Consider the following 18,732-nt stretch of genomic DNA (forward strand, 5'->3'; position numbering starts at 1 on the left):
TATCAGGGACTTGCCCCTGCGTGTTAAAGTTCATGCCGCCCCCTGACGGGCGCATAGCGCGGCGGGAAAGGTTTCAACCAGCGCCGCGCGGCAAGCGTCGATGCCGTCCTGATAGATCGGCGCCGCGTCTGGTTTTGGGGCGTTAGCGATGTCGCCCAGAGCAATCGGTGCGCGCATGGAACGGCCCAGAGAGGCAGCGTAGTCGTGGAACTTGAGCCGTCCCTGCCCTTCAGGTGCGACCCAAGTATTCGCCACGCCGTAGGCATCTGCCGTGATCAACCCATGCAGGGAGGAGGCAAAGACATGGGCGCAGGAGGCGATGGCGGCGCAGACCTGCTCTGCTGGATCACGCGGGTCGATCAGAACATAGGCGCTGTCGGACGCCGCAAGCTCCAGCAACTCCGGGTCATCCGCCAGCGTGTGATGCGGCACGATGCCGATCTTATCGCTGCGCGGTGCATCGCTGGGCAACACCGCGTTCACCAGCAGCCCCGGATCACCAAAGACGTCAGTCTCGATCCCCAGCAGCGCCGCTGTCACCGGGCCGCGCAGCAGCGCAACCTCGACGTTCTTCAAAAACCCGCGCCCGCCCGGGGGCCGCAGCAAACCGCTGCCCCAGATCACAGGCTTGCCGCCGTCGCGCGGCGTGTCGAAATTGCGCCGCACGATCTGCAAAAGCGACCCAAGCGCAAAGACGTCAGCCTCATCCACGGACGCATGCACCACCCGCCGCCCCGAGACATGGCTCAGGATCAGCGGGCTCAGCGCATCGCCGAAGTTCGGCTGCGCCTTCCACCAATGCAGGCGGAGGGGGGTATGCGCCGCGTCAAGGCTCATTAGCCGACAGAGCCTTCGAGCGAAATCGCCACAAGCGCTTGTGCTTCCATGGCAAATTCCATCGGCAGCGCCTGCAACACGTCCTTACAGAACCCGTTCACAACCAGCGCCACGGCCTCTTCCTCGTCCATGCCACGGGAGCGGCAGTAGAACATCTGGTCATCATCGACCTTTGAGGTCGTCGCCTCATGCTCAACCCGGCTCGAGTTGTTCTTGACCTCAATGTAAGGCACCGTATGCGCCCCGCATTCCGAGCCGATCAACAGGCTGTCGCACTGGGTATAGTTGCGCGATTCCTTGGCTTTGGGGTGCATCGACACCAGACCGCGGTAGGTGTTCTGCGCCTTGCCCGCCGAGATCCCTTTGGAGACGATGCGCGACTTGGTGCGCTTGCCGAGGTGGATCATTTTGGTGCCGGTGTCGGCCTGCTGCATGTTGTTGGCGATGGCGATGGAGTAGAACTCGCCCTGGCTGTCGTCGCCGCGCAGGATGCAGGACGGGTATTTCCAAGTCACGGCAGAGCCGGTCTCGACCTGTGTCCACATCACCTTGGCCCGGTCGCCCCGGCAATCGGCGCGTTTGGTCACAAAGTTATAGATGCCGCCCTTGCCGTTCTCATCACCGGGGTACCAGTTCTGAACGGTGGAGTATTTCACTTCGGCGTCTTCTTCGATGATGATCTCAACGACCGCCGCGTGCAGCTGGCTCTCGTCGCGCTGCGGTGCGGTGCAGCCTTCGAGGTAGCTGACGTAAGAACCCTTGTCCGCGATGATCAGCGTCCGCTCGAACTGGCCGGTGTTTTCGGCGTTGATGCGGAAATAGGTCGATAGCTCCATCGGGCAGCGTACACCCGGCGGGACATAGACAAAGGACCCGTCGGAGAAGACGGCGGAGTTCAGCGTCGCATAGAAGTTATCCGACACCGGCACGACCGAGCCGAGGTACTTCTTCACCAGTTCGGGATGCTCGCGGATCGCCTCAGAAATCGAACAGAAAATGACGCCCGCCTTCTTCAACTCTTCCTGAAAGGTCGTGCCGACAGAGACGGAATCAAATACCGCATCGACGGCCACCTTGCGGCCCTCGGCGGGTGCATCCTCAGCCCCTTCGACGCCAGCCAAGATCATCTGCTCTTTCAGCGGAATGCCCAGTTTCTTGTAGGTATCCAAGAGCTTGGGGTCCACGTCATCAAGCGACTTGGGCTTTTCCGCCATGCTTTTCGGACGCGCATAGTAATACTGGTCCTGAAAATCGATCTCAGGATAGTCGACCATCGCCCAGTCGGGCTCTTTCTTGGTCAACCAACGGTCATAAGCCGCGAGGCGCCATTCGAGCATCCACTCCGGCTCTTCGTTCTTTTCCGAGATCAGACGCACGATGTCCGGCGTCAGCCCCTTGGGGGCATATTCCATCTCGATGTCCGTGGACCAGCCGTATTTGTACTTGCCGCCGACTTCGCGCACGGCGTCCACGGTCTCCTGATCGACGCCTTCCTTGACGCCATCTTTTTCATTCAGGGTCATATTATCCAAGGTCTCGTTCCTTTCCGTGGGGGCGCTCAGGCGGCCCGCGTTTCGTGCTTTTTCATTTTTGCGGTCCAGCTTGACGCGAACCGCAAGACATCTTCCCGGGTGGTTTGCAGGCCCAGCGACACCCGGATCGCGCTGGCGGCCTGTGTTTCATCAAAGCCCATGGCGCGCAATACGGCACTGGCCCGGACCTTGCCGCTGGAACAGGCGGAGCCCGCCGAAATCGCAAAGCCTGCGAGGTCCATCTGCATCACTTGGGTCTCGCCCTTCCAACCGGGCGTGATGATGCAGGATGTGTTCGGCAGACGCGGCGCGGCTTTCCCTACAAAAATAGTCAGCTTTGTTGCATCCGCAAGGGCTGTTTCAAGCAAATCACGGTGTTCGGCGACTTCTTCCCACCGCCCCGCGGCCACATCCGCCGCCGCCGCTTCCGCCGCCGCGCCAAAGCCCGCGATGCCCGGGATGTTTTCGGTCCCAGAGCGCCGCCCCATCTCCTGCCCACCCCCGCGCAGCAGCGCTTGCACGTCGATGCCGCGCTTGACGATCAACGCGCCGATGCCCTTTGGCCCGCCCAGTTTATGGGCCGAGACGAGGATGAAATCCGCGCCCGATGTCGCCATCTTGAACTTGGTCTTGCCAAGCGCCTGTACCGCGTCGACCAGAACGTAGGGCGAAGTCTTCATCGCCCAACATTGCTGCGCCAGTGGCATGGTCTGCTGCAAGACGCCGGTCTCGCTATTGGCGGCCTGAAGCGCCACCACATCAGCGCCCTGCGCTGCGGTCAGATCGCCGTCCCAGATGCCATTCGCGTCCACACCAAGCCGATCCGCCTGCCCCCATGACAAAACCGCGTCATGTTCCACGGCCGAGGTCACGACCCGCGCGCCAACAGAGGCCGCAAGTGCCGCCGCCTCGGTCGCCCCAGAAGTAAAGATCACATCCACTGGATCGCAGCCAACCAAAGCCGCCACCTGCCCCCGCGCCTTCTCCACCACGGCTTTCGCCGCACGGCCCTCGCCATGGACCGAAGACGGATTGCCCGGCAGGTCCAGCGCCGCGATCATCGCCTCGCGGGCCTCGGCCCGCAGCGGCGTGGTGGCATTATGATCGAGATAGGTTCTCACGTCTCATCCACCACGGCAAAGAGGTTCGGCACCGCCGGACACGGGGCCAATTCGTTCTGCACCACATCCGACAGGCGCGTCTGGTGCAGGAAGACATAGACATGCGCGCTCAAGCCTTGCCAAAGCCGGTTGGTCAGCGATTGCGCACGGCTGCCCGAGAGGCCGCCAGAAGCGCCCGCGCCCTTGTGCATCGCGTCCACGGTTTCATCGACCGCCGCCAGCACATCGACCACGCGAATGTCGGTCGCTGGGCGTGCCAGACGGTAGCCGCCGCCCGGGCCGCGTACAGAAGTGACCAGCTCGGCGCGGCGCAGTTTGACAAAGAGTTGCTCAAGATAGGGCAAGGACACCGACTGCCGCTCGGCAATGTCGCCCAGCGAAACCAGCGCGCCTTCGGGTTGCAAAGCAATATCGGCCAAAGCGACCATGGCATAGCGCCCTTTGGTTGACAGCTTCATCGTCCTACCCCTCACTCCCGCGCCATTTGATTGACGCGGGCGGCTTAAATGCCTAAGTCCAAAGACTGATCCACGCGAAACGGCGCGGAACCAGATTTAGAACCGTTCTAAGGTGGCCTAGCGAATTCGTCAACTATTCGCGGCGACCTTTGAACCCCCAGACAGGGACACCCATGCCCGAGGTTATTTTTCCCGGACCAGAAGGCCGCCTTGAAGGCCGCTACCACCCCCAAAAAGAACGCGACGCCCCGATTGCCATCGTGCTGCATCCGCACCCGCAGTTCGGCGGGACGATGAACCACAAGGTCGTCTATAACCTGCACTATGCGTTCTACAACATGGGTTTCACCGTGTTGCGCTTTAACTTCCGCGGCGTGGGCCGCAGCCAAGGTGAATACGACCAAGGCATCGGCGAATTGTCGGATGCGGCCTCCGCATTGGATTACTTGCAGTCGATGAACAACAACTCCAAGCATTGCTGGGTTGCGGGTTTCTCCTTCGGCGCTTGGATCGGTATGCAGTTGCTCATGCGCCGGCCCGAGATCACCGGCTTTATCTCGGTCAGCCCGCCCGCGAATATGTACGACTTTTCCTTCCTCGCGCCCTGCCCGGCTTCCGGCCTTGTGATCAACGGCACCGCCGACCGTGTGGCGCCGCCTGCTGACACCACCAATTTGGTCAGCAAGCTGCACGAGCAGAAGGGCATTACGATCACCCATAAGGAAGTCGAAGGCGCAGGCCACTTCTTTGAAGAGCCGCATATGGACACGCTGATCACCTCGACCAGCGACTATGTGAAACGCCGTCTGACGGAATCCACGCGCTAATGGCGGATCAGGTTGTTCTCGAACTGGCCAACAAGCTGGCCGAAGACTGTCTCGCCGTTCAGGCCGAGATCGGGGATGACCGCCTGTTTATGGAAGTCGGCGAGGTGCTCGGCACCTCGTCACAAACCCTCGAAGAAGCCTTTCTAACGGCTGTGCGCACGCGCATGGCCAATGACAAGGCGCGCGCGTTTTTGGCGCGCAAGATCCGCGACCACCGCGCCAAGGCTGGCGCATGACGGCACGGCTCGACCAGCAGATCGCCTTTTTGAATGAGGCCGATAAGCTGAAATCGATCCTGCGCGGCACGACGCTCTGCGATGCCAGCCGCGCCGAAAATTCCGCTGAACATTCGTGGCATCTGACGCTCTATGCACTGGTGCTGGCCGATCAGGCTGGGCCGGAAGTCGACATTAATCGCGTGATCAAAATGCTGATCCTGCACGATTTGGTTGAGATCGATGCGGGCGACAATCCAATTTTTGGCGACTATGACGCCGCGGATATGGAAGCTCAGGAACAGATCGCCGCTGACCGTATCTTTGGCCTGCTGCCCGCGGACCTCCGTGACGAGTTGCGTGGCATCTGGGAAGAGTTCGAGGCGGCCGAAAGCCCTTCGGCCCGTTTCGCCAAATCGCTGGACCGCTTTCAGCCGCCGATGCAGAACCTCGCGTCGGGCGGCGGCAGCTGGACCGACTACAACGTTTCCGAAGCGCAGATCGAAGAGAAGGTCGGCCGCAAGATCGCCATCGGTGCTCCGGCCCTTTGGACCTATGCCCGCGCCCGGATTAGCGCCTTTTTCGCCGGGGTCGGCGCCTAAGCGCGACTTTCGGCATACCATGGTATACGATCTTTCCCTTTAGCCCCAAATAGGCTAAAGCCCGGCCAAACGCAGCCTCAGCCAAAGGACCTCGCCATGTCGAAGATCAAGGTAGAAAACCCCATCGTCGAACTCGACGGCGATGAAATGACCCGCATCATCTGGGATTTCATCAAGAAAAAGCTGATCACGCCCTATCTCGATGTGGACCTGAAATATTACGATCTGGGCATCGAGTCCCGCGACGCCACCGACGACCAGATCACCGTCGATGCGGCGGAGGCGATTAAGGAATATGGCGTCGGCGTCAAATGCGCGACCATCACCCCCGACGAGGCCCGCGTCGAAGAATTCGGCCTTAAGCGCATGTACCGCAGCCCCAATGGCACGATCCGCAACATCCTTGGCGGCGTGATCTTTCGCGAGCCGATCATCTGCAAGAACGTGCCGCGCCTTGTGCCGGGCTGGACTCAGCCGATCGTCGTGGGGCGTCATGCCTATGGCGATCAGTACCGCGCGACCGATTTCCGTTTTCCCGGCAAGGGCAAGCTGAAGATCAAATTTGTCGGGGACGACGGCGAGATCATCGAAAAAGAAGTCTTTGACGCGCCTTCGGCCGGTGTGACCATGGCAATGTATAACCTCGACGATTCGATCCGCGATTTTGCGCGGGCGTCGTTTAACTACGGCCTCAATCGTGGCTGGCCGGTGTATCTCTCGACCAAGAACACGATCCTCAAGGCCTATGACGGGCGGTTCAAAGACCTGTTTAAAGAGATCTTTGAGGCCGAGTTTGCCGAAGACTTCAAGAAAAAGGGCATCTGGTACGAGCATCGCCTGATCGACGACATGGTGGCCTCGGCGATGAAATGGTCCGGCGGCTATGTCTGGGCCTGCAAGAACTACGATGGCGACGTGCAGTCCGACACCGTGGCGCAGGGCTTTGGCTCGCTCGGGCTGATGACCAGCCAGTTGATGACCCCCGATGGCAGGATTGTCGAGGCAGAGGCGGCGCATGGCACCGTGACGCGTCACTACCGCCAGCACCAGAAGGGCGAGGAAACCTCGACCAACTCTATCGCTTCGATCTATGCTTGGACGGGGGGTCTGAAGCACCGGGGCAAGCTGGACGACAACGCCGCACTGATCAATTTTGCCGAGACACTGGAGAAGGTGGTCGTCGATACGGTTGAATCGGGTCACATGACCAAGGACCTTGCGCTTTTGGTTGGTCCGGACCAGGGGTGGCTGACCACGATGGGCTTCCTTGAGAAGGTCGATGAGAACTTGAGCAAGGCGCTGCAAGGCTAAGCCTTGAGACCGTCGAACGTAAAAGGGCCGTAGCGATGCGGCCTTTTTTACAAGTGCAGTCCGCCACCCCAGCCCGGAATCAAGCCGCAGGCGCCGGGCCATCGCCTGCCCGCCCCCCGGGTAGGCGATTTGGTGAGGCTGGGTAAGACTTGGCTAAGTCACGTCACGGCTGAGCCATAAAGTGGCAGGAACAAAACTTTGGATCGCCGACCCGCGGGCAGACGCTGGCCCTTGTGGCTTACTGGCCCCGGTTATGCGTCCGCGCGTAAAGCGTCGCGATGATCCGGCTCGCCGTCTTCTCAAACAAACAAGGGATCAGCGCATGCACCAGCGCAGCGCCGGCAGCGGCGAAGAGCAAGCCCGAGAACTTCAAAGCAAAAGCCATATGCTCGAAAAACGACTCATCGACCTTGGCCGGGTGATCCAGAAAAATGCGCGCGATCATAAAGACCTCCTGTAGCTTGCTTTCCCCCAGCCTACCCCATGCGCCCTGTGACGTTTTCTCAATTCCTTGCGCAGTTTCGCTTGCCCTTGGGAAATCTTCCCGCCAGATTGCCTTAATGACAACGCTTGATGACATAGACCGCCGCATTCTGGTAGAACTGCAACGCGACGCCACCCAATCGCTAGAGGCGCTCGGCGAGAGCGTGAACCTTTCGCGCAATGCCTCCTGGCGGCGCATCCGGGCGCTTGAGACAGCGGGCATCATCAAAGGCCGCGTCACCCTGCTGGATGCCGCCAAGCTCGGCCTTGGACTCAGCGTCTTTATCCAAGTGCGCACCAACGCCCACGCCCCCGACTGGCTCGAGAAATTCTCCAAAGCCACCGCCGCCATGCCCGAAATCCTCGGCGTTTACCGCATGACCGGCGATCTGGACTATTTGATCCGCGCGCGGGTTGCAGATATGGCGGGATACGATCAACTGTACCAAGATCTCATCCGCAAAGTGCCGCTCTCGGACGTCTCGGCGAGTTTCGTCATGGAAGAGATCAAGGAAACCACGCAACTGCCCCTCTGAATAAGGTCACCCCTCATGCACTACCTGTGGCTGTTCATCGCGATTGTCGCGGAAACTCTCGGCACAACCGCGCTGCAAGCCTCGCAGCAGTTCACCCGGCTTTGGCCCTCGGTTGCAGTCGTGGCCTTTTATCTGGTGTCCTTTTACTGCATGTCGCTGGCGCTCAAGGTCATGCCGGTGGGGATCGTCTATGCATTTTGGGCGGGGCTGGGGATCGTCTGCATTGCCGCCATCGGTTATCTGCTGTTTGACCAGCGGCTCGACGGGCCTGCGCTATTGGGGCTGGCGCTGATCATTTCGGGCATTCTGATCATCCATCTGTTTTCCCAATCCAGCACCCATTAGCCCAATCAGACTGTGGCGTAAGACCGCGCAACTTTTGCGGTATCACCATTAGGGCTAGCAATTAACGCCTTGGCACGTTATTGGCGGCGCAATCTCTCGCGCGGCTTTTGGCCTGCGCGCCACTCCCCTATCCAAAGGCTTACTTAATGGATCTGCGCAACATCGCAATTATCGCCCACGTTGACCACGGCAAAACCACGCTGGTAGACGAGCTTCTCAAGCAATCCGGCACCTACCGTGAAAACCAGGCCACCACCGAGCGGGCCATGGACAGCAACGATCTCGAGCGCGAGCGCGGCATCACCATCTTTGCCAAGCCGACCTCGGTCGTCTGGAACAACACCCGCATCAACATCGTCGACACTCCCGGCCACGCAGACTTTGGCGGTGAAGTTGAGCGCATCCTGTCGATGGTCGACGGTGTGGTTCTGCTGGTGGACGCCGCTGAAGGCCCGATGCCCCAGACCAAATTCGTTACCTCCAAAGCACTGAAACTGGGCCTGCGCCCCATTGTTGTGCTGAACAAGGTCGACAAACCCGACGCCGAGCCCGACCGCGCGCTCGACGAATGCTTTGACCTTTTCGCCAGCCTCGACGCCACCGATGAGCAGCTTGAATTCCCGCATATGTACGCCTCTGGCCGCTCCGGCTGGGCCGATGCCGAGCTTGACGGCCCGCGCAAAGACCTGACCGCGCTGTTTGATCTGATCCTTGAGCACGTCCCTGCCCCCAAGCAGATCGAAAACGCCGACAAGCCTTTCACCATGCTGGCCACCACATTGGGCGGCGATCCCTTCTTGGGCCGCCTGCTGACTGGTCGTGTGGAAACCGGCACGCTGAAAGCGGGCCAGACGATCAAGGCGATGTCGCGTGACGGCACGCTGATCGAGAACTTCCGCTGCACCAAAATCCTCGCCTTCCGCGGGTTGGAGCAGACGGCCATCGAGCTTGCCGAAGCGGGTGACATCGTCTCTATCGCGGGCATGACCAAGGCGACCGTGGCCGACACGCTGGCCGAGGCTTCCGTCAGCGAAGCGATCCCGGCCCAGCCGATCGATCCGCCCACCATCACCGTGACCTTTGGCATCAACGACAGCCCACTGGCTGGCCGTGATGGCAAGAAAGTTCAGTCCCGCGTGATCCGCGAGCGCCTGATGAAAGAAGCCGAATCCAACGTCGCGATCAAAATCTCCGACACGCCGGGCGGCGACGCTTTCGAAGTGGCGGGCCGTGGCGAATTGCAGATGGGCGTTCTGATCGAAAACATGCGCCGCGAGGGGTTTGAACTTTCGATCTCCCGCCCGCAGGTTCTGTTTCAGGAAATCGACGGCGTCCGCCACGAGCCGATCGAAGAAGCCACGATTGACGTGGATGACGAATACTCCGGCGCGGTCATCGAAAAGATCACCGGCGCGCGCAAAGGCGAGCTGGTCGAGATGAAGCCCGCCGGTGCTGGCAAGACCCGCATCGTGGCCCATGTGCCCTCGCGCGGCCTGATCGGCTACCATGGCGAATTCCTGACCGACACCCGCGGCACAGGCGTCATCAACCGCGTCTTCCACTCTTGGGCGCCGCACAAAGGTCCGATCCCAGGCCGTCGCGCTGGCGTTCTGATCTCCATGGAAAACGGCACCTCGGTGGCCTTCGCTCTGTGGAACCTCGAAGAGCGTGGCAAGATGATGATCGGCGCTCAGGCTGACGTCTATACCGGCATGATCATCGGCGAGCATTCCCGCGAGAACGATCTCGAAGTGAACCCGCTGAAGGGCAAAAAGCTGACCAACGTCCGTGCCTCGGGCACCGACGAAGCGGTCCGCCTGACCACGCCGATGACGCTGAGCCTCGAAGAGGCGATTGCCTATATCGACGACGATGAGCTGGTCGAAGTCACGCCCAACGCGATCCGTCTGCGCAAACGCTTCCTCGACCCGCACGAGCGTAAGCGGATGGCCAAAGCAGGCTAAACAATCAAAAGCCCCCGCGGATCACCGCGGGGGCTTTTTTGTTCTTAAAGACTGTAAAGATGGTCCCGGACTCCTAGCGCAGTTCAGCCCGCTGATCAGTTCACCAAAGCCTTCACCAAGAGCGTCGCCGCCGCTGCCAAGTAAATACTGTCGCCATTCGCCACATATACTTCGTTGCGCCCCGGTTTTGCCAAACCACGCGCACGCCAGTTTTTCACCACCACAACATCCTGCTTCCGAAAGCGATGGCCCACTTTATGTTTGTGACGTTGCTGCTTCACCACCACCACCTTGGACGTGTGAACCTGCGCCCCGCGTTTGACGACAACCCGGTCCGCCATGGCCGCCACCGGTACTATCGACGCTACTCCGATTGCCAAAGCACAAATAGCCACGCCGCGTTTGATTGAATTCCGCATTGGATCCCTCCTCGTTTCTAACTCCTTATTCAACGAAAGGCCGATGGCTTTCCGTCGGAGAAAGTTAGAAAAGGTGCCGAACGATAGATCGCGCAGATTAGCCTGCGCTGTTCTTCGCCTCATCCTCAATATGCCCGCGTTTGGCCAGCTGGCGCGCAGCGAGCAAGCAGGCAACCGCCCAAGCCCCGCCAGCCAGCCAACCCGCGGCGACATCGGTTGGCCAATGCACCCCCATATAAATTCGGCTCATTCCAACCAACAGTGTTAGTAGAACCGCGACCGAGAGCGTGAAAATCTTTAGCGCCAATCGCGGTTGCACACGGGCAATCAGGGCACCAAGGGTCAGATAGGCCACGGCGGCCATCATCGAATGGCCCGACGGAAAGCTCGCCGTATGGACCAGCGAGCCATGCGGCACCAGATCCGGGCGGGGCCGATCGAAAAACTCTTTGGCAATGCTGCTCAGAACAATCCCGCCCCCCACGGTGACGAGGATATAGAGCATGGTCGACCAACGCCGCTGCAGCAGGAAAAAAAGCGAAACAACGACAGTGGTGAGAACTAAGACCGCCACCCCGCCCAAGGCCGTGAGGTCGCGCCCCATTTCTTCCAGCCACCAAGGGCCGATCGGATCGGAGAGGTCTCCCGGTGTACGCAGAAGCAGCAAAATATCGCGGTCCAGGCTGCTGGTGCTACCCGCGACGACTTCTTCGGTCAGTTCCGCCAAGGTCCAAACGGCGCCGATGGATAGGCTGAGCAAAACCAGCGTGGTGACTTCGATGTGCTTGCGACACCAGCGAGCGAAGTTTGATATGCGGGTGAGGTTCATGGGGACCAACCTCAACATGCGAGGGGTTGTTCCCCGGAGGCGCGGCCCCCGGGGAATTGGATCATTCGTCGGTTTCGACGATCATCAACTCACGTTCCGACGCGCCGCGCGCATGGCTTAGCGCAGCCTGATAAGCGTCTGAATGATAGCACTTTTCAGCTGTCTCTACATCCGGGAACCGCGCAACAACATTGCGCGGACGCTCCTTGCCTTCCAGCTGCACAAAACGGCCACCGCGGGCGATAAACTTGCCGCCATGAGCCGCGATCGCCTCGGTAGCTCCCGCGGCGTATTTCTTGTATGCCTCCTCGTCGGTGACGGTGACATGTGCAATCCAAAGTGCGCCCATGAGCCTTATCCTTTCAAAATATTCTCTGCGGCAGCAATCGCCGCCTCTGCGTTTTCAGCCGATGCGCCGCCACCCTGTGCCATGTCAGGCCGGCCGCCGCCGCCCTTGCCGCCCAGTTCTGCCACCGCCGCTTTGACCATGTCGACTGCCGAAACGCGCTCTGTCAAATCCTTGGTCACGCCGCCTGCAACCGCTGCTTTACCGCCCGTGTCCGCAATCAGAAGCACCGCGCCCGAGCCAAGCTTGGCCTTGTGTTCGTCCACCAACCCCGGAAGATCCTTGCCCGTGACGCCGTTGAGAACTTGCGCGACGAATTTTACGCCATTGACCTCGCGCGCTTCCGGCGCGGCGGCGCCGCCGCCCGACATCGCCAATTCGCGGCGCAACTGCGCCACTTCATTGGCAAGGCTCCGGCGTTCGTCCATCAGCGCCCGCACCCGCTCCGGTACATCACTCGTCGACGTCTTAAGTTCCGCCGCGACGCGGCTCAGCGCCGCTTCCTGCTCGCGCAGCCAGTTTAAGGCTTCGGTGCCGGTCAATGCCTCGATGCGACGCACACCCGCACTGCTGGCGCTGTCGCCGAGCAGAACGAATGCACCGATGTCGCCCGTCTGCCGCACATGGGTGCCGCCGCAAAGCTCTAGAGAATAGGTCGATTTGTCGCTGCCCTTGCCCGAACCATCAAGCTGGCCCATCGACACGACACGCACTTCGTCCCCGTATTTCTCACCAAAGAGCGCCTGCGCGCCCATCGCCCGCGCGTCGTCCGGCGTCATAATCCGGGTCTCCACGGGGGTATTTTGGCGGATGTAGTCGTTTACCTCGCGCTCAACCTGACGCAGTTCGTCCTCCGACAGCCCTTTGGCATGAGAAAAGTCAAACCGCAGCCGGTCATGCGCGTTCAGCGAGCCGCGCTGCGAGACGTGGTCGCCAAGCGCATTCCGCAGCGCTTCGTGCAACAGGTGCGTCGCCGAGTGATTGGCCCGGATCGCCGTGCGGCGGCTGGCGTCCACTTCGAGCACAGCGGTCTGGCCAGGCTTCACTTCGCCCTCGACCACATGGCCGAAATGTACGAAAACGCCCGCCGATTTCCGCGTGTCTGTCACCTTAACACGGCCCGTCTGTGTGCGGATGAGACCGGTGTCTCCCACCTGCCCGCCGCTTTCGGCGTAGAAAGGTGTCTGGTTCAGGGCGACCTGAACTTCGCTATCGATCGCCGCGACTTCGACCGGGTTGTTCCCCTGAACCAGCGCCACGATCTGGCCTTCGGCGCTTTCGGTGTCATAGCCGAGGAACTCGGTGACGCCGTGTTTGTCGGCCACGTCGAACCAAACGGTCGCATCCGCAGCTTCGCCCGAGCCGGCCCATGCCGCGCGGGCTTTGGCCTTCTGCGCTTCCATCGCGGTGTCAAAGCCTTCGGTATCCACTGCGCGGCCCTTTTCGCGCAGCGCGTCCTGCGTGAGGTCAAGCGGGAAGCCATAGGTGTCATAGAGTTTGAAAGCTGCTTCGCCCGGCAGGGTCGCACCTTCGGGCAGGTCGCGCAGTTCGTCGTCCAAGAGCTTGAGGCCCCGGTCAAGCGTTTGACGGAAACGGGTTTCTTCCAGAAGCAATGTCTCACGGATCAGCGACTGCGCTTGCCCCAACTCTGGGTAAGCCGCCCCCATCTGCTGCACCAGCGACGGCACCAGTTGGTGCATCAGCGGGTCCTTAACACCCAACAAATGCGCGTGCCGCATCGCGCGGCGCATAATGCGGCGCAGTACGTAGCCGCGCCCTTCGTTGGACGGCATGACACCATCGGCAATCAGGAAGGACGTCGAGCGCAGGTGGTCTGCGATCACCCGGTGATGGGTCTTGCCCGGCCCGTCGGGATCGGTCGAGGAGGCATGGGCGCTGGCCTCGATCAGGTTGCGCATGAGGTCGGTGGCATAGTTGTCGTTGGTGCCCTGCAAGAGCGCCGCAACGCGCTCGATCCCCATGCCAGTATCGATTGACTGGTTCGGCAGCGGCTGGCGGGTGCCATCCTCGAACTGCTCGTATTGCATGAAGACGAGGTTCCATATCTCGACAAAGCGGTCGCCGTCTTCCTCAGGCGATCCCGGAGGGCCGCCCCAGATGTGGTCGCCGTGGTCGTAGAAAATCTCGGTGCAAGGACCGCAGGGGCCGGTTGGGCCGGCGGACCAGAAGTTATCGTCCGTCGCAATCCGGATGATCCGATCGTCCGAAAGACCGGTGTGGGCCTTCCAGATTTTCACAGCTTCTTCATCCGTGTGGTAAACCGTGACCAGCAGGCGATCCGGGTCAATGCCGAACTCCTTGGTCAGCAGGTCCCACGCAAAAGGGATCGCCTCGGCTTTGAAGTAATCGCCAAAGCTGAAATTGCCGAGCATTTCGAAAAACGTGTGGTGGCGAGCGGTATAGCCGACGTTATCAAGGTCGTTATGCTTGCCGCCCGCGCGCACACATTTCTGCGCCGAAGCGGCGCGCGAGTAGTCGCGCGTCTCGACTCCGGTGAAGAGGTTTTTGAACTGAACCATGCCCGCCGCGGTGAACATCAGCGTCGGGTCATTGCGCGGCACCAGCGGGCTGGAAGGCACGACCTGATGCCCCTGCGCATCAAAATAGTTCAAAAAGGTGGAGCGAATGTCGTTCAGCGTCTTCATGGGCGAGGCCTTCCGGGGCAGATTGGATCGGTCCCAAATACCCGCCAGCCTCGGCGCTGTCCACCGCAACGGCGCATGAAAAAGGGGCGCAGCCCATGGCCACGCCCCCTTTCATTAAGCTGTTCCAGCCTGAGCTGGATCAGGCTTCGAGAATATCCGCGTCATCACTGTTTGAGCCTTCGAAATCCAACCCATGCGCCGCACGGATTTTATCTTCGATTTCCGAGGCCATCGCCGTGTTCTCTTTCAGGAAGTTCTTAGCGTTTTCACGCCCCTGCCCGATCCGCTCATCGCCATAGCTGAACCAAGAGCCGGACTTATCGACAACACCAGCTTTCACCCCAAGATCGAGCAACTCGCCCATCTTAGAAATACCTTCGCCATACATGATGTCGAACTCGACCTGCTTGAAGGGCGGCGCGACTTTGTTCTTAACGATCTTCACCTTAGTCGCGTTGCCGACAACCTCGTCGCGGTCTTTCAGCGCGCCAATGCGGCGAATGTCGAGACGCACAGAGGAGTAGAACTTCAATGCGTTACCGCCGGTCGTGGTCTCAGGCGAGCCGAACATGACGCCGATCTTCATCCGGATTTGGTTGATGAAGATCACCATGCAGTTTGAGCGGCTGATCGAACCGGTCAGCTTACGCATCGCTTGGCTCATCAGACGCGCCTGAACACCAACGCTGCTGTCGCCCATTTCGCCCTCTAGCTCGGACTTCGGCGTCAGCGCAGCCACGGAGTCGACGATGACCATGTTGACCGCGCCGGAGCGGACCAATGTATCGGTGATTTCCAGCGCTTGCTCACCCGTGTCGGGCTGCGAGATCAGCAACTCGTCAATATCAACGCCAAGCTTCTTGGCGTATTGCGGATCGAGCGCGTGTTCCGCATCCACAAAAGCGCAGACGCCGCCCGCCTTCTGCTGTTCCGCCACACAGTGCAGCGTCAGCGTTGTCTTACCCGAAGATTCAGGGCCGTAGATCTCGATGATCCGCCCCATCGGCAGACCGCCGATGCCAAGCGCGATGTCGAGGCCAAGCGAGCCCGTCGAGCTTGCCTTGATATCCTGGATCGCCCCTTCGGCGCCCAGCTTCATGATCGACCCTTTGCCGAACTGACGTTCGATCTGAGCCAGCGCACTGTCGAGCGCCTTTTGCTTTTCTGCGGTTTTCTTGCTGTCCATTGTCAAAAGATCTGCCGTTGCCATTAGGTTTATCCCTTAGTGTCACAGTGGCGCCCCGGCGGCAATCGCCTGCGCGGTCCCCTGTGCGTTACGCCGCTCATGTTCCTCTAATGTTCCGTATGGGGGAAAAGCGAGAACATTTCAATCAAATTATTTGCAGATCATCTTTCCTCCCCAAGGGTAAAGAAATAGTTTACCCGTCAGAGATGTCGTCAAAGAAGCGAGGGATGGGCCTTAAGTGATTGTTTTCTTCAAAGAGCGTCTGGCTTTCCTGTCGGTGCCAAAGACTGGGACCACGGCCTATGAAAAGGCGCTCGCTCCGCGCGCTGATATGGTCATTTCAGACCCACCGATGCTGAAACACGCGCCGGTGTACCGCTACAATCGCTTCATCCGTCCGATGTTCCTCAAGGTTTGCGATGCAGAGCTTGAGCTGATGGCCGTTATGCGTGAACCGATCTCATGGTTGGGCAGCTGGTATCGCTATCGCCGCCGCCCGTTCATGGAGGGGAAGCCGAACAACACCTTTGATGTGAGCTTCGATGAGTTTGTCCTCGCCTATATGAAAGGCAACAAGCCGGGATTTGCCGATGTGGGCAGCCAGCTTAAGTTCATGGAGACCCAGCCCAACGGGACCGGGATCACCCATCATTTTCGATATGAAGATCAGCCGCGCTTGCAGCAGTTCCTGCAAGATCGGCTTGAAGTGGAGCTTGCGCTCAGTCGAGAAAATGTATCCCCGGAAATGGACTTAGAGCTGTCCTCGAATGTCGAAAAACGGTTCCGGCGCAAATTCGCGGATGAGTTCGCACTATACGACTCGATCCCGTAAGAACTCCGAGCTTATGTTCAGTGAAGCTGGTTGTGCACCGTATCGGTTAAATCCGTTAACGAGAACGGTTTGGGCAGAAAGACCGAATTGGGGATTCGGGCCTGCGCCTCGCCAAAATTGTCTTCTGCGTAGCCTGAGACGAATACCACCCGAACACCTGGGCGGTCTTTGAGCGCTTGGCGCACCCAACTGGGCCCGTCCATGCCCGGCATCACCACATCAGTCACAAAAACATCAATGTCGAGACTCTCGTCTTCCAAAGTCTTCAAAGCAGCCTCGGCAGATTCAGCTTCTAACACGGTATAGCCCCGCAACCGGAGAGCGCGACTGGCAAATGCACGTACTGGGGCTTCGTCTTCAACGAGCAGAATGACGCCATCTGCGCGTTCCGCTGGGCCTTTTTCAGGTTGGGAGACTGCGGCGCGCGGCGTGGGAGCCGGTTGCGCTTCGAGCACAGGGAAGTAGAGCGTGAAGGAGGTGCCCTGCCCCGGCACGCTATCTACGAAAATGAAACCGCCGGTCTGCTTCACAATCCCATAAGCGGTCGATAGGCCGAGCCCCGTCCCCTCCCCAGTACGCTTGGTGGTAAAGAACGGCTCAAACACCTTTTGCAGCTTATCTGGCGCGATGCCGGAGCCGTCATCGCTTACCTGCACCGTCACATATTGCCCGGCAGGGACGCTGACGCGGTCGCGCTCGAGCGGTTTGTCCAACTCACAGACTTCGGTGACGATACGTATTTCGCCCCCAGCGGGCATCGCATCGCGGGCGTTGACCACGAGGTTCATCAACACCTGCTCCAACTGACGTTTGTCCGCCCGGATTGGTGCTAGAACTGGGTCGTGGCTGAGAGTGAGAGTTACCTTCTCGCCCACCAAACGGTTCAGCAGATGGGTTAGGTCGGCGAGCGTATCGCGCATGTCGAGCGTTTCCGGGCGTAGCGTTTGCTTGCGCGAAAAGGCGAGCAATTGACCGACCAAAGCCGCCGCGCGGTTGGCGTTCTGGTTAATCTGCACGAGGTCGCTGTAATCCGGATCCCCTTGATCATGACGCAACAACAGCAAATCGCAATGGCCGGAAATCGCGGTCAAAAGGTTATTGAAATCATGCGCCACGCCGCCGGCCAGTTGACCAATGGCCTGCATTTTTTGGCTCTGCACGAACTGCGCCTCTAGGGATTTCAGCTCCGTCGCATCCTGCAGCACCGCGATTAGCGCAGGTTGCCCGTCTTCGGTAATCCGATTGAGGGTCACTTGAACAAAGACTTCCCGATCGGTTCGGGTCAGCCGCAGAAATTCAGACTTTTGCACCAGCCGCCCGGCCAGCGTGTCGTCCAACCAATCTGATATCGACCGCCCAAGCCCCTCCATGAGGTGCGACAACTGAATGTCTTGGCGCAAAGACACACCGATCAATTTAGCGGCCATACGGTTGAAAGTTTGAACGGTTCCGTCCGGTCCGACTTTGATCAGTGGCACCGGCAGGTCTTGTAAGGCTTCCCATCCCTGTTCGCCCGTGGGCATCGCGCCTTCTGGAGGGGGCAAAAGGTAAATCGCGCGACGTCCTGCCCCGGCCGAAACCTCTGCGACGAGTACCTGTTTGTTGCCTTCCGCTGTGGTGATCTCTGAAACTGCGCCCGCCGTGATCGGCATGGAGGTGAACAGACGATCCAAAGATTTGATGCGTCCGCCTGCGAGGCTGCGGGCCGCGTCATTCATAAATAGAATTGCCCCGCTGCGTCCGGCCATTAGCATCGGGAGATTTACCCCCTCCTGTGCCGCGCGTGGAGCCTCCCGGGCAGAGGCGGCCTCAATCCGCCAGACGAAACTATTCTCCGCTAACTCGTGAACCTGAAGTCGTACGGTACCGCGGCGGGTAATGACCTCTTCTCGGGCGCTGCCGGTGGCCGCCGCACGCGACTGGAGCCGGTATAAAATCCCTACGGGATTGGCGAAACGCTCTCTGAGCGCCGATGCGAGGGTTCCCTCTTGGGGTATCCCAAATTGTTCATCAGCCGCTTGGTTTTGACTGAGAATTGCACCTTCGGCCGTGGTGATGAAGCTAGGTGTGCTGTCTTTGGCGATAAAATCCACCACACCTGCAGATGCCAACTGTTGTTCGCGGCCGGACCGTTGCCGAAAGCCAAAAGCAATACCTGCGATCACGGCAAGCGTAACCGCGGCGGCGGACAATCCTTTGACCGCTAGAGGATGCGGTGCGATC

At 59.9% G+C, this 18,732-nt stretch carries 19 protein-coding genes; 8 read left to right on the forward strand and 11 right to left on the reverse strand.

Annotation, left to right across the window (positions count from 1 at the left end; translation table 11 throughout):
• Positions 1-30: 30 nt before the first annotated feature.
• From BLS57_RS10425 to iscR, 4 genes are read right to left on the reverse strand one after another with little or no spacing between them, the layout of a single operon-like run.
• Entirely contained in the window at positions 31-837 is an 807-nt protein-coding gene (locus BLS57_RS10425) for a polysaccharide pyruvyl transferase family protein (RefSeq protein ID WP_093741965.1), read from the reverse strand.
• Positions 837-2,360, reverse strand: a complete 1,524-nt coding sequence (sufB, locus tag BLS57_RS10430; protein WP_093741967.1) for a Fe-S cluster assembly protein SufB — start codon at positions 2,358-2,360, stop codon at positions 837-839. The genes BLS57_RS10425 and sufB overlap by 1 nt, the downstream gene beginning before the upstream one ends.
• 35 nt (positions 2,361-2,395) lie before the next feature.
• The gene (locus BLS57_RS10435; protein ID WP_093741969.1) at positions 2,396-3,490 is read right to left on the reverse strand and encodes a cysteine desulfurase family protein; all 1,095 of its coding nucleotides are present in this window, start codon (positions 3,488-3,490) and stop codon (positions 2,396-2,398) included.
• Entirely contained in the window at positions 3,487-3,948 is a 462-nt protein-coding gene (gene iscR, locus BLS57_RS10440; protein WP_093741971.1) for a Fe-S cluster assembly transcriptional regulator IscR, read from the reverse strand. Before iscR ends, BLS57_RS10435 begins: the two co-directional genes overlap by 4 nt.
• A 173-nt stretch (positions 3,949-4,121) precedes the next feature.
• Between iscR and BLS57_RS10445 the strand changes: the two genes are divergently transcribed.
• From BLS57_RS10445 to BLS57_RS10460, 4 genes are all read left to right on the forward strand, one after another.
• The gene (locus BLS57_RS10445; RefSeq protein ID WP_093741973.1) at positions 4,122-4,775 is read left to right on the forward strand and encodes an alpha/beta hydrolase; all 654 of its coding nucleotides are present in this window, start codon (positions 4,122-4,124) and stop codon (positions 4,773-4,775) included.
• Complete coding sequence (locus tag BLS57_RS10450; RefSeq protein ID WP_093741974.1) at positions 4,775-5,011, forward strand: hypothetical protein; 237 nt, start codon at positions 4,775-4,777, stop codon at positions 5,009-5,011. Before BLS57_RS10445 ends, BLS57_RS10450 begins: the two co-directional genes overlap by 1 nt.
• Complete coding sequence (locus tag BLS57_RS10455; RefSeq protein WP_093741976.1) at positions 5,008-5,592, forward strand: HD domain-containing protein; 585 nt, start codon at positions 5,008-5,010, stop codon at positions 5,590-5,592. The genes BLS57_RS10450 and BLS57_RS10455 overlap by 4 nt, the downstream gene beginning before the upstream one ends.
• A 96-nt stretch (positions 5,593-5,688) precedes the next feature.
• Positions 5,689-6,903 carry an NADP-dependent isocitrate dehydrogenase gene (locus tag BLS57_RS10460; RefSeq protein ID WP_093741978.1) on the forward strand — a complete coding sequence of 405 codons (1,215 nt, stop codon included), beginning with the start codon at positions 5,689-5,691 and terminating at the stop codon, positions 6,901-6,903.
• 238 nt (positions 6,904-7,141) lie between these two features.
• Here the strand turns inward: BLS57_RS10460 and BLS57_RS10465 are convergent, their stop codons facing one another.
• The gene (locus tag BLS57_RS10465) at positions 7,142-7,348 is read right to left on the reverse strand and encodes a DUF6356 family protein (RefSeq protein ID WP_093741980.1); all 207 of its coding nucleotides are present in this window, start codon (positions 7,346-7,348) and stop codon (positions 7,142-7,144) included.
• 115 nt (positions 7,349-7,463) lie between these two features.
• Between BLS57_RS10465 and BLS57_RS10470 the strand changes: the two genes are divergently transcribed.
• The 3 genes from BLS57_RS10470 (at position 7,464) to typA (ending at position 10,231) form a co-directional block, all read left to right on the forward strand.
• On the forward strand, positions 7,464-7,922 hold the full coding sequence (locus tag BLS57_RS10470) for an Lrp/AsnC family transcriptional regulator (RefSeq protein WP_093741982.1): 459 nt from the start codon (positions 7,464-7,466) through the stop codon (positions 7,920-7,922).
• 15 nt (positions 7,923-7,937) lie between these two features.
• Positions 7,938-8,267, forward strand: coding sequence for a DMT family transporter (locus BLS57_RS10475; protein ID WP_093741984.1), 330 nt, complete (start codon positions 7,938-7,940; stop codon positions 8,265-8,267).
• Positions 8,268-8,413: 146 nt separating this feature from the next.
• Positions 8,414-10,231 (forward strand): translational GTPase TypA, encoded by a 1,818-nt coding sequence (typA, locus tag BLS57_RS10480; RefSeq protein ID WP_093741986.1) that lies wholly within the window; start codon positions 8,414-8,416, stop codon positions 10,229-10,231.
• A gap of 95 nt (positions 10,232-10,326) precedes the next feature.
• Here typA and BLS57_RS19605 read toward each other — a convergent pair whose 3' ends face one another.
• From BLS57_RS19605 to recA, 5 genes are all read right to left on the reverse strand, one after another.
• Complete coding sequence (locus BLS57_RS19605; protein ID WP_167356407.1) at positions 10,327-10,650, reverse strand: RcnB family protein; 324 nt, start codon at positions 10,648-10,650, stop codon at positions 10,327-10,329.
• A gap of 97 nt (positions 10,651-10,747) precedes the next feature.
• Entirely contained in the window at positions 10,748-11,479 is a 732-nt protein-coding gene (locus tag BLS57_RS10490; protein WP_093741990.1) for a phosphatase PAP2 family protein, read from the reverse strand.
• 61 nt (positions 11,480-11,540) lie between these two features.
• On the reverse strand, positions 11,541-11,828 hold the full coding sequence (locus BLS57_RS10495) for a DUF1330 domain-containing protein (protein WP_093741992.1): 288 nt from the start codon (positions 11,826-11,828) through the stop codon (positions 11,541-11,543).
• Positions 11,829-11,833: 5 nt separating this feature from the next.
• Entirely contained in the window at positions 11,834-14,491 is a 2,658-nt protein-coding gene (gene alaS, locus BLS57_RS10500) for an alanine--tRNA ligase (RefSeq protein ID WP_093741994.1), read from the reverse strand.
• 139 nt (positions 14,492-14,630) lie between these two features.
• On the reverse strand, positions 14,631-15,701 hold the full coding sequence (recA, locus tag BLS57_RS10505; RefSeq protein ID WP_093741996.1) for a recombinase RecA: 1,071 nt from the start codon (positions 15,699-15,701) through the stop codon (positions 14,631-14,633).
• Positions 15,702-15,915: 214 nt separating this feature from the next.
• Between recA and BLS57_RS10510 the strand changes: the two genes are divergently transcribed.
• Positions 15,916-16,509 (forward strand): gamma-glutamyl kinase, encoded by a 594-nt coding sequence (locus BLS57_RS10510; RefSeq protein ID WP_093741998.1) that lies wholly within the window; start codon positions 15,916-15,918, stop codon positions 16,507-16,509.
• A gap of 17 nt (positions 16,510-16,526) precedes the next feature.
• Here BLS57_RS10510 and BLS57_RS10515 read toward each other — a convergent pair whose 3' ends face one another.
• Positions 16,527-18,161 carry an ATP-binding protein gene (locus tag BLS57_RS10515; RefSeq protein ID WP_244153666.1) on the reverse strand — a complete coding sequence of 545 codons (1,635 nt, stop codon included), beginning with the start codon at positions 18,159-18,161 and terminating at the stop codon, positions 16,527-16,529.
• Positions 18,162-18,732: the final 571 nt, after the last annotated feature.

Origin of the sequence: Sulfitobacter delicatus, assembly GCF_900102535.1 — a bacterium.
GTDB lineage: Bacteria > Pseudomonadota > Alphaproteobacteria > Rhodobacterales > Rhodobacteraceae > Sulfitobacter > Sulfitobacter delicatus.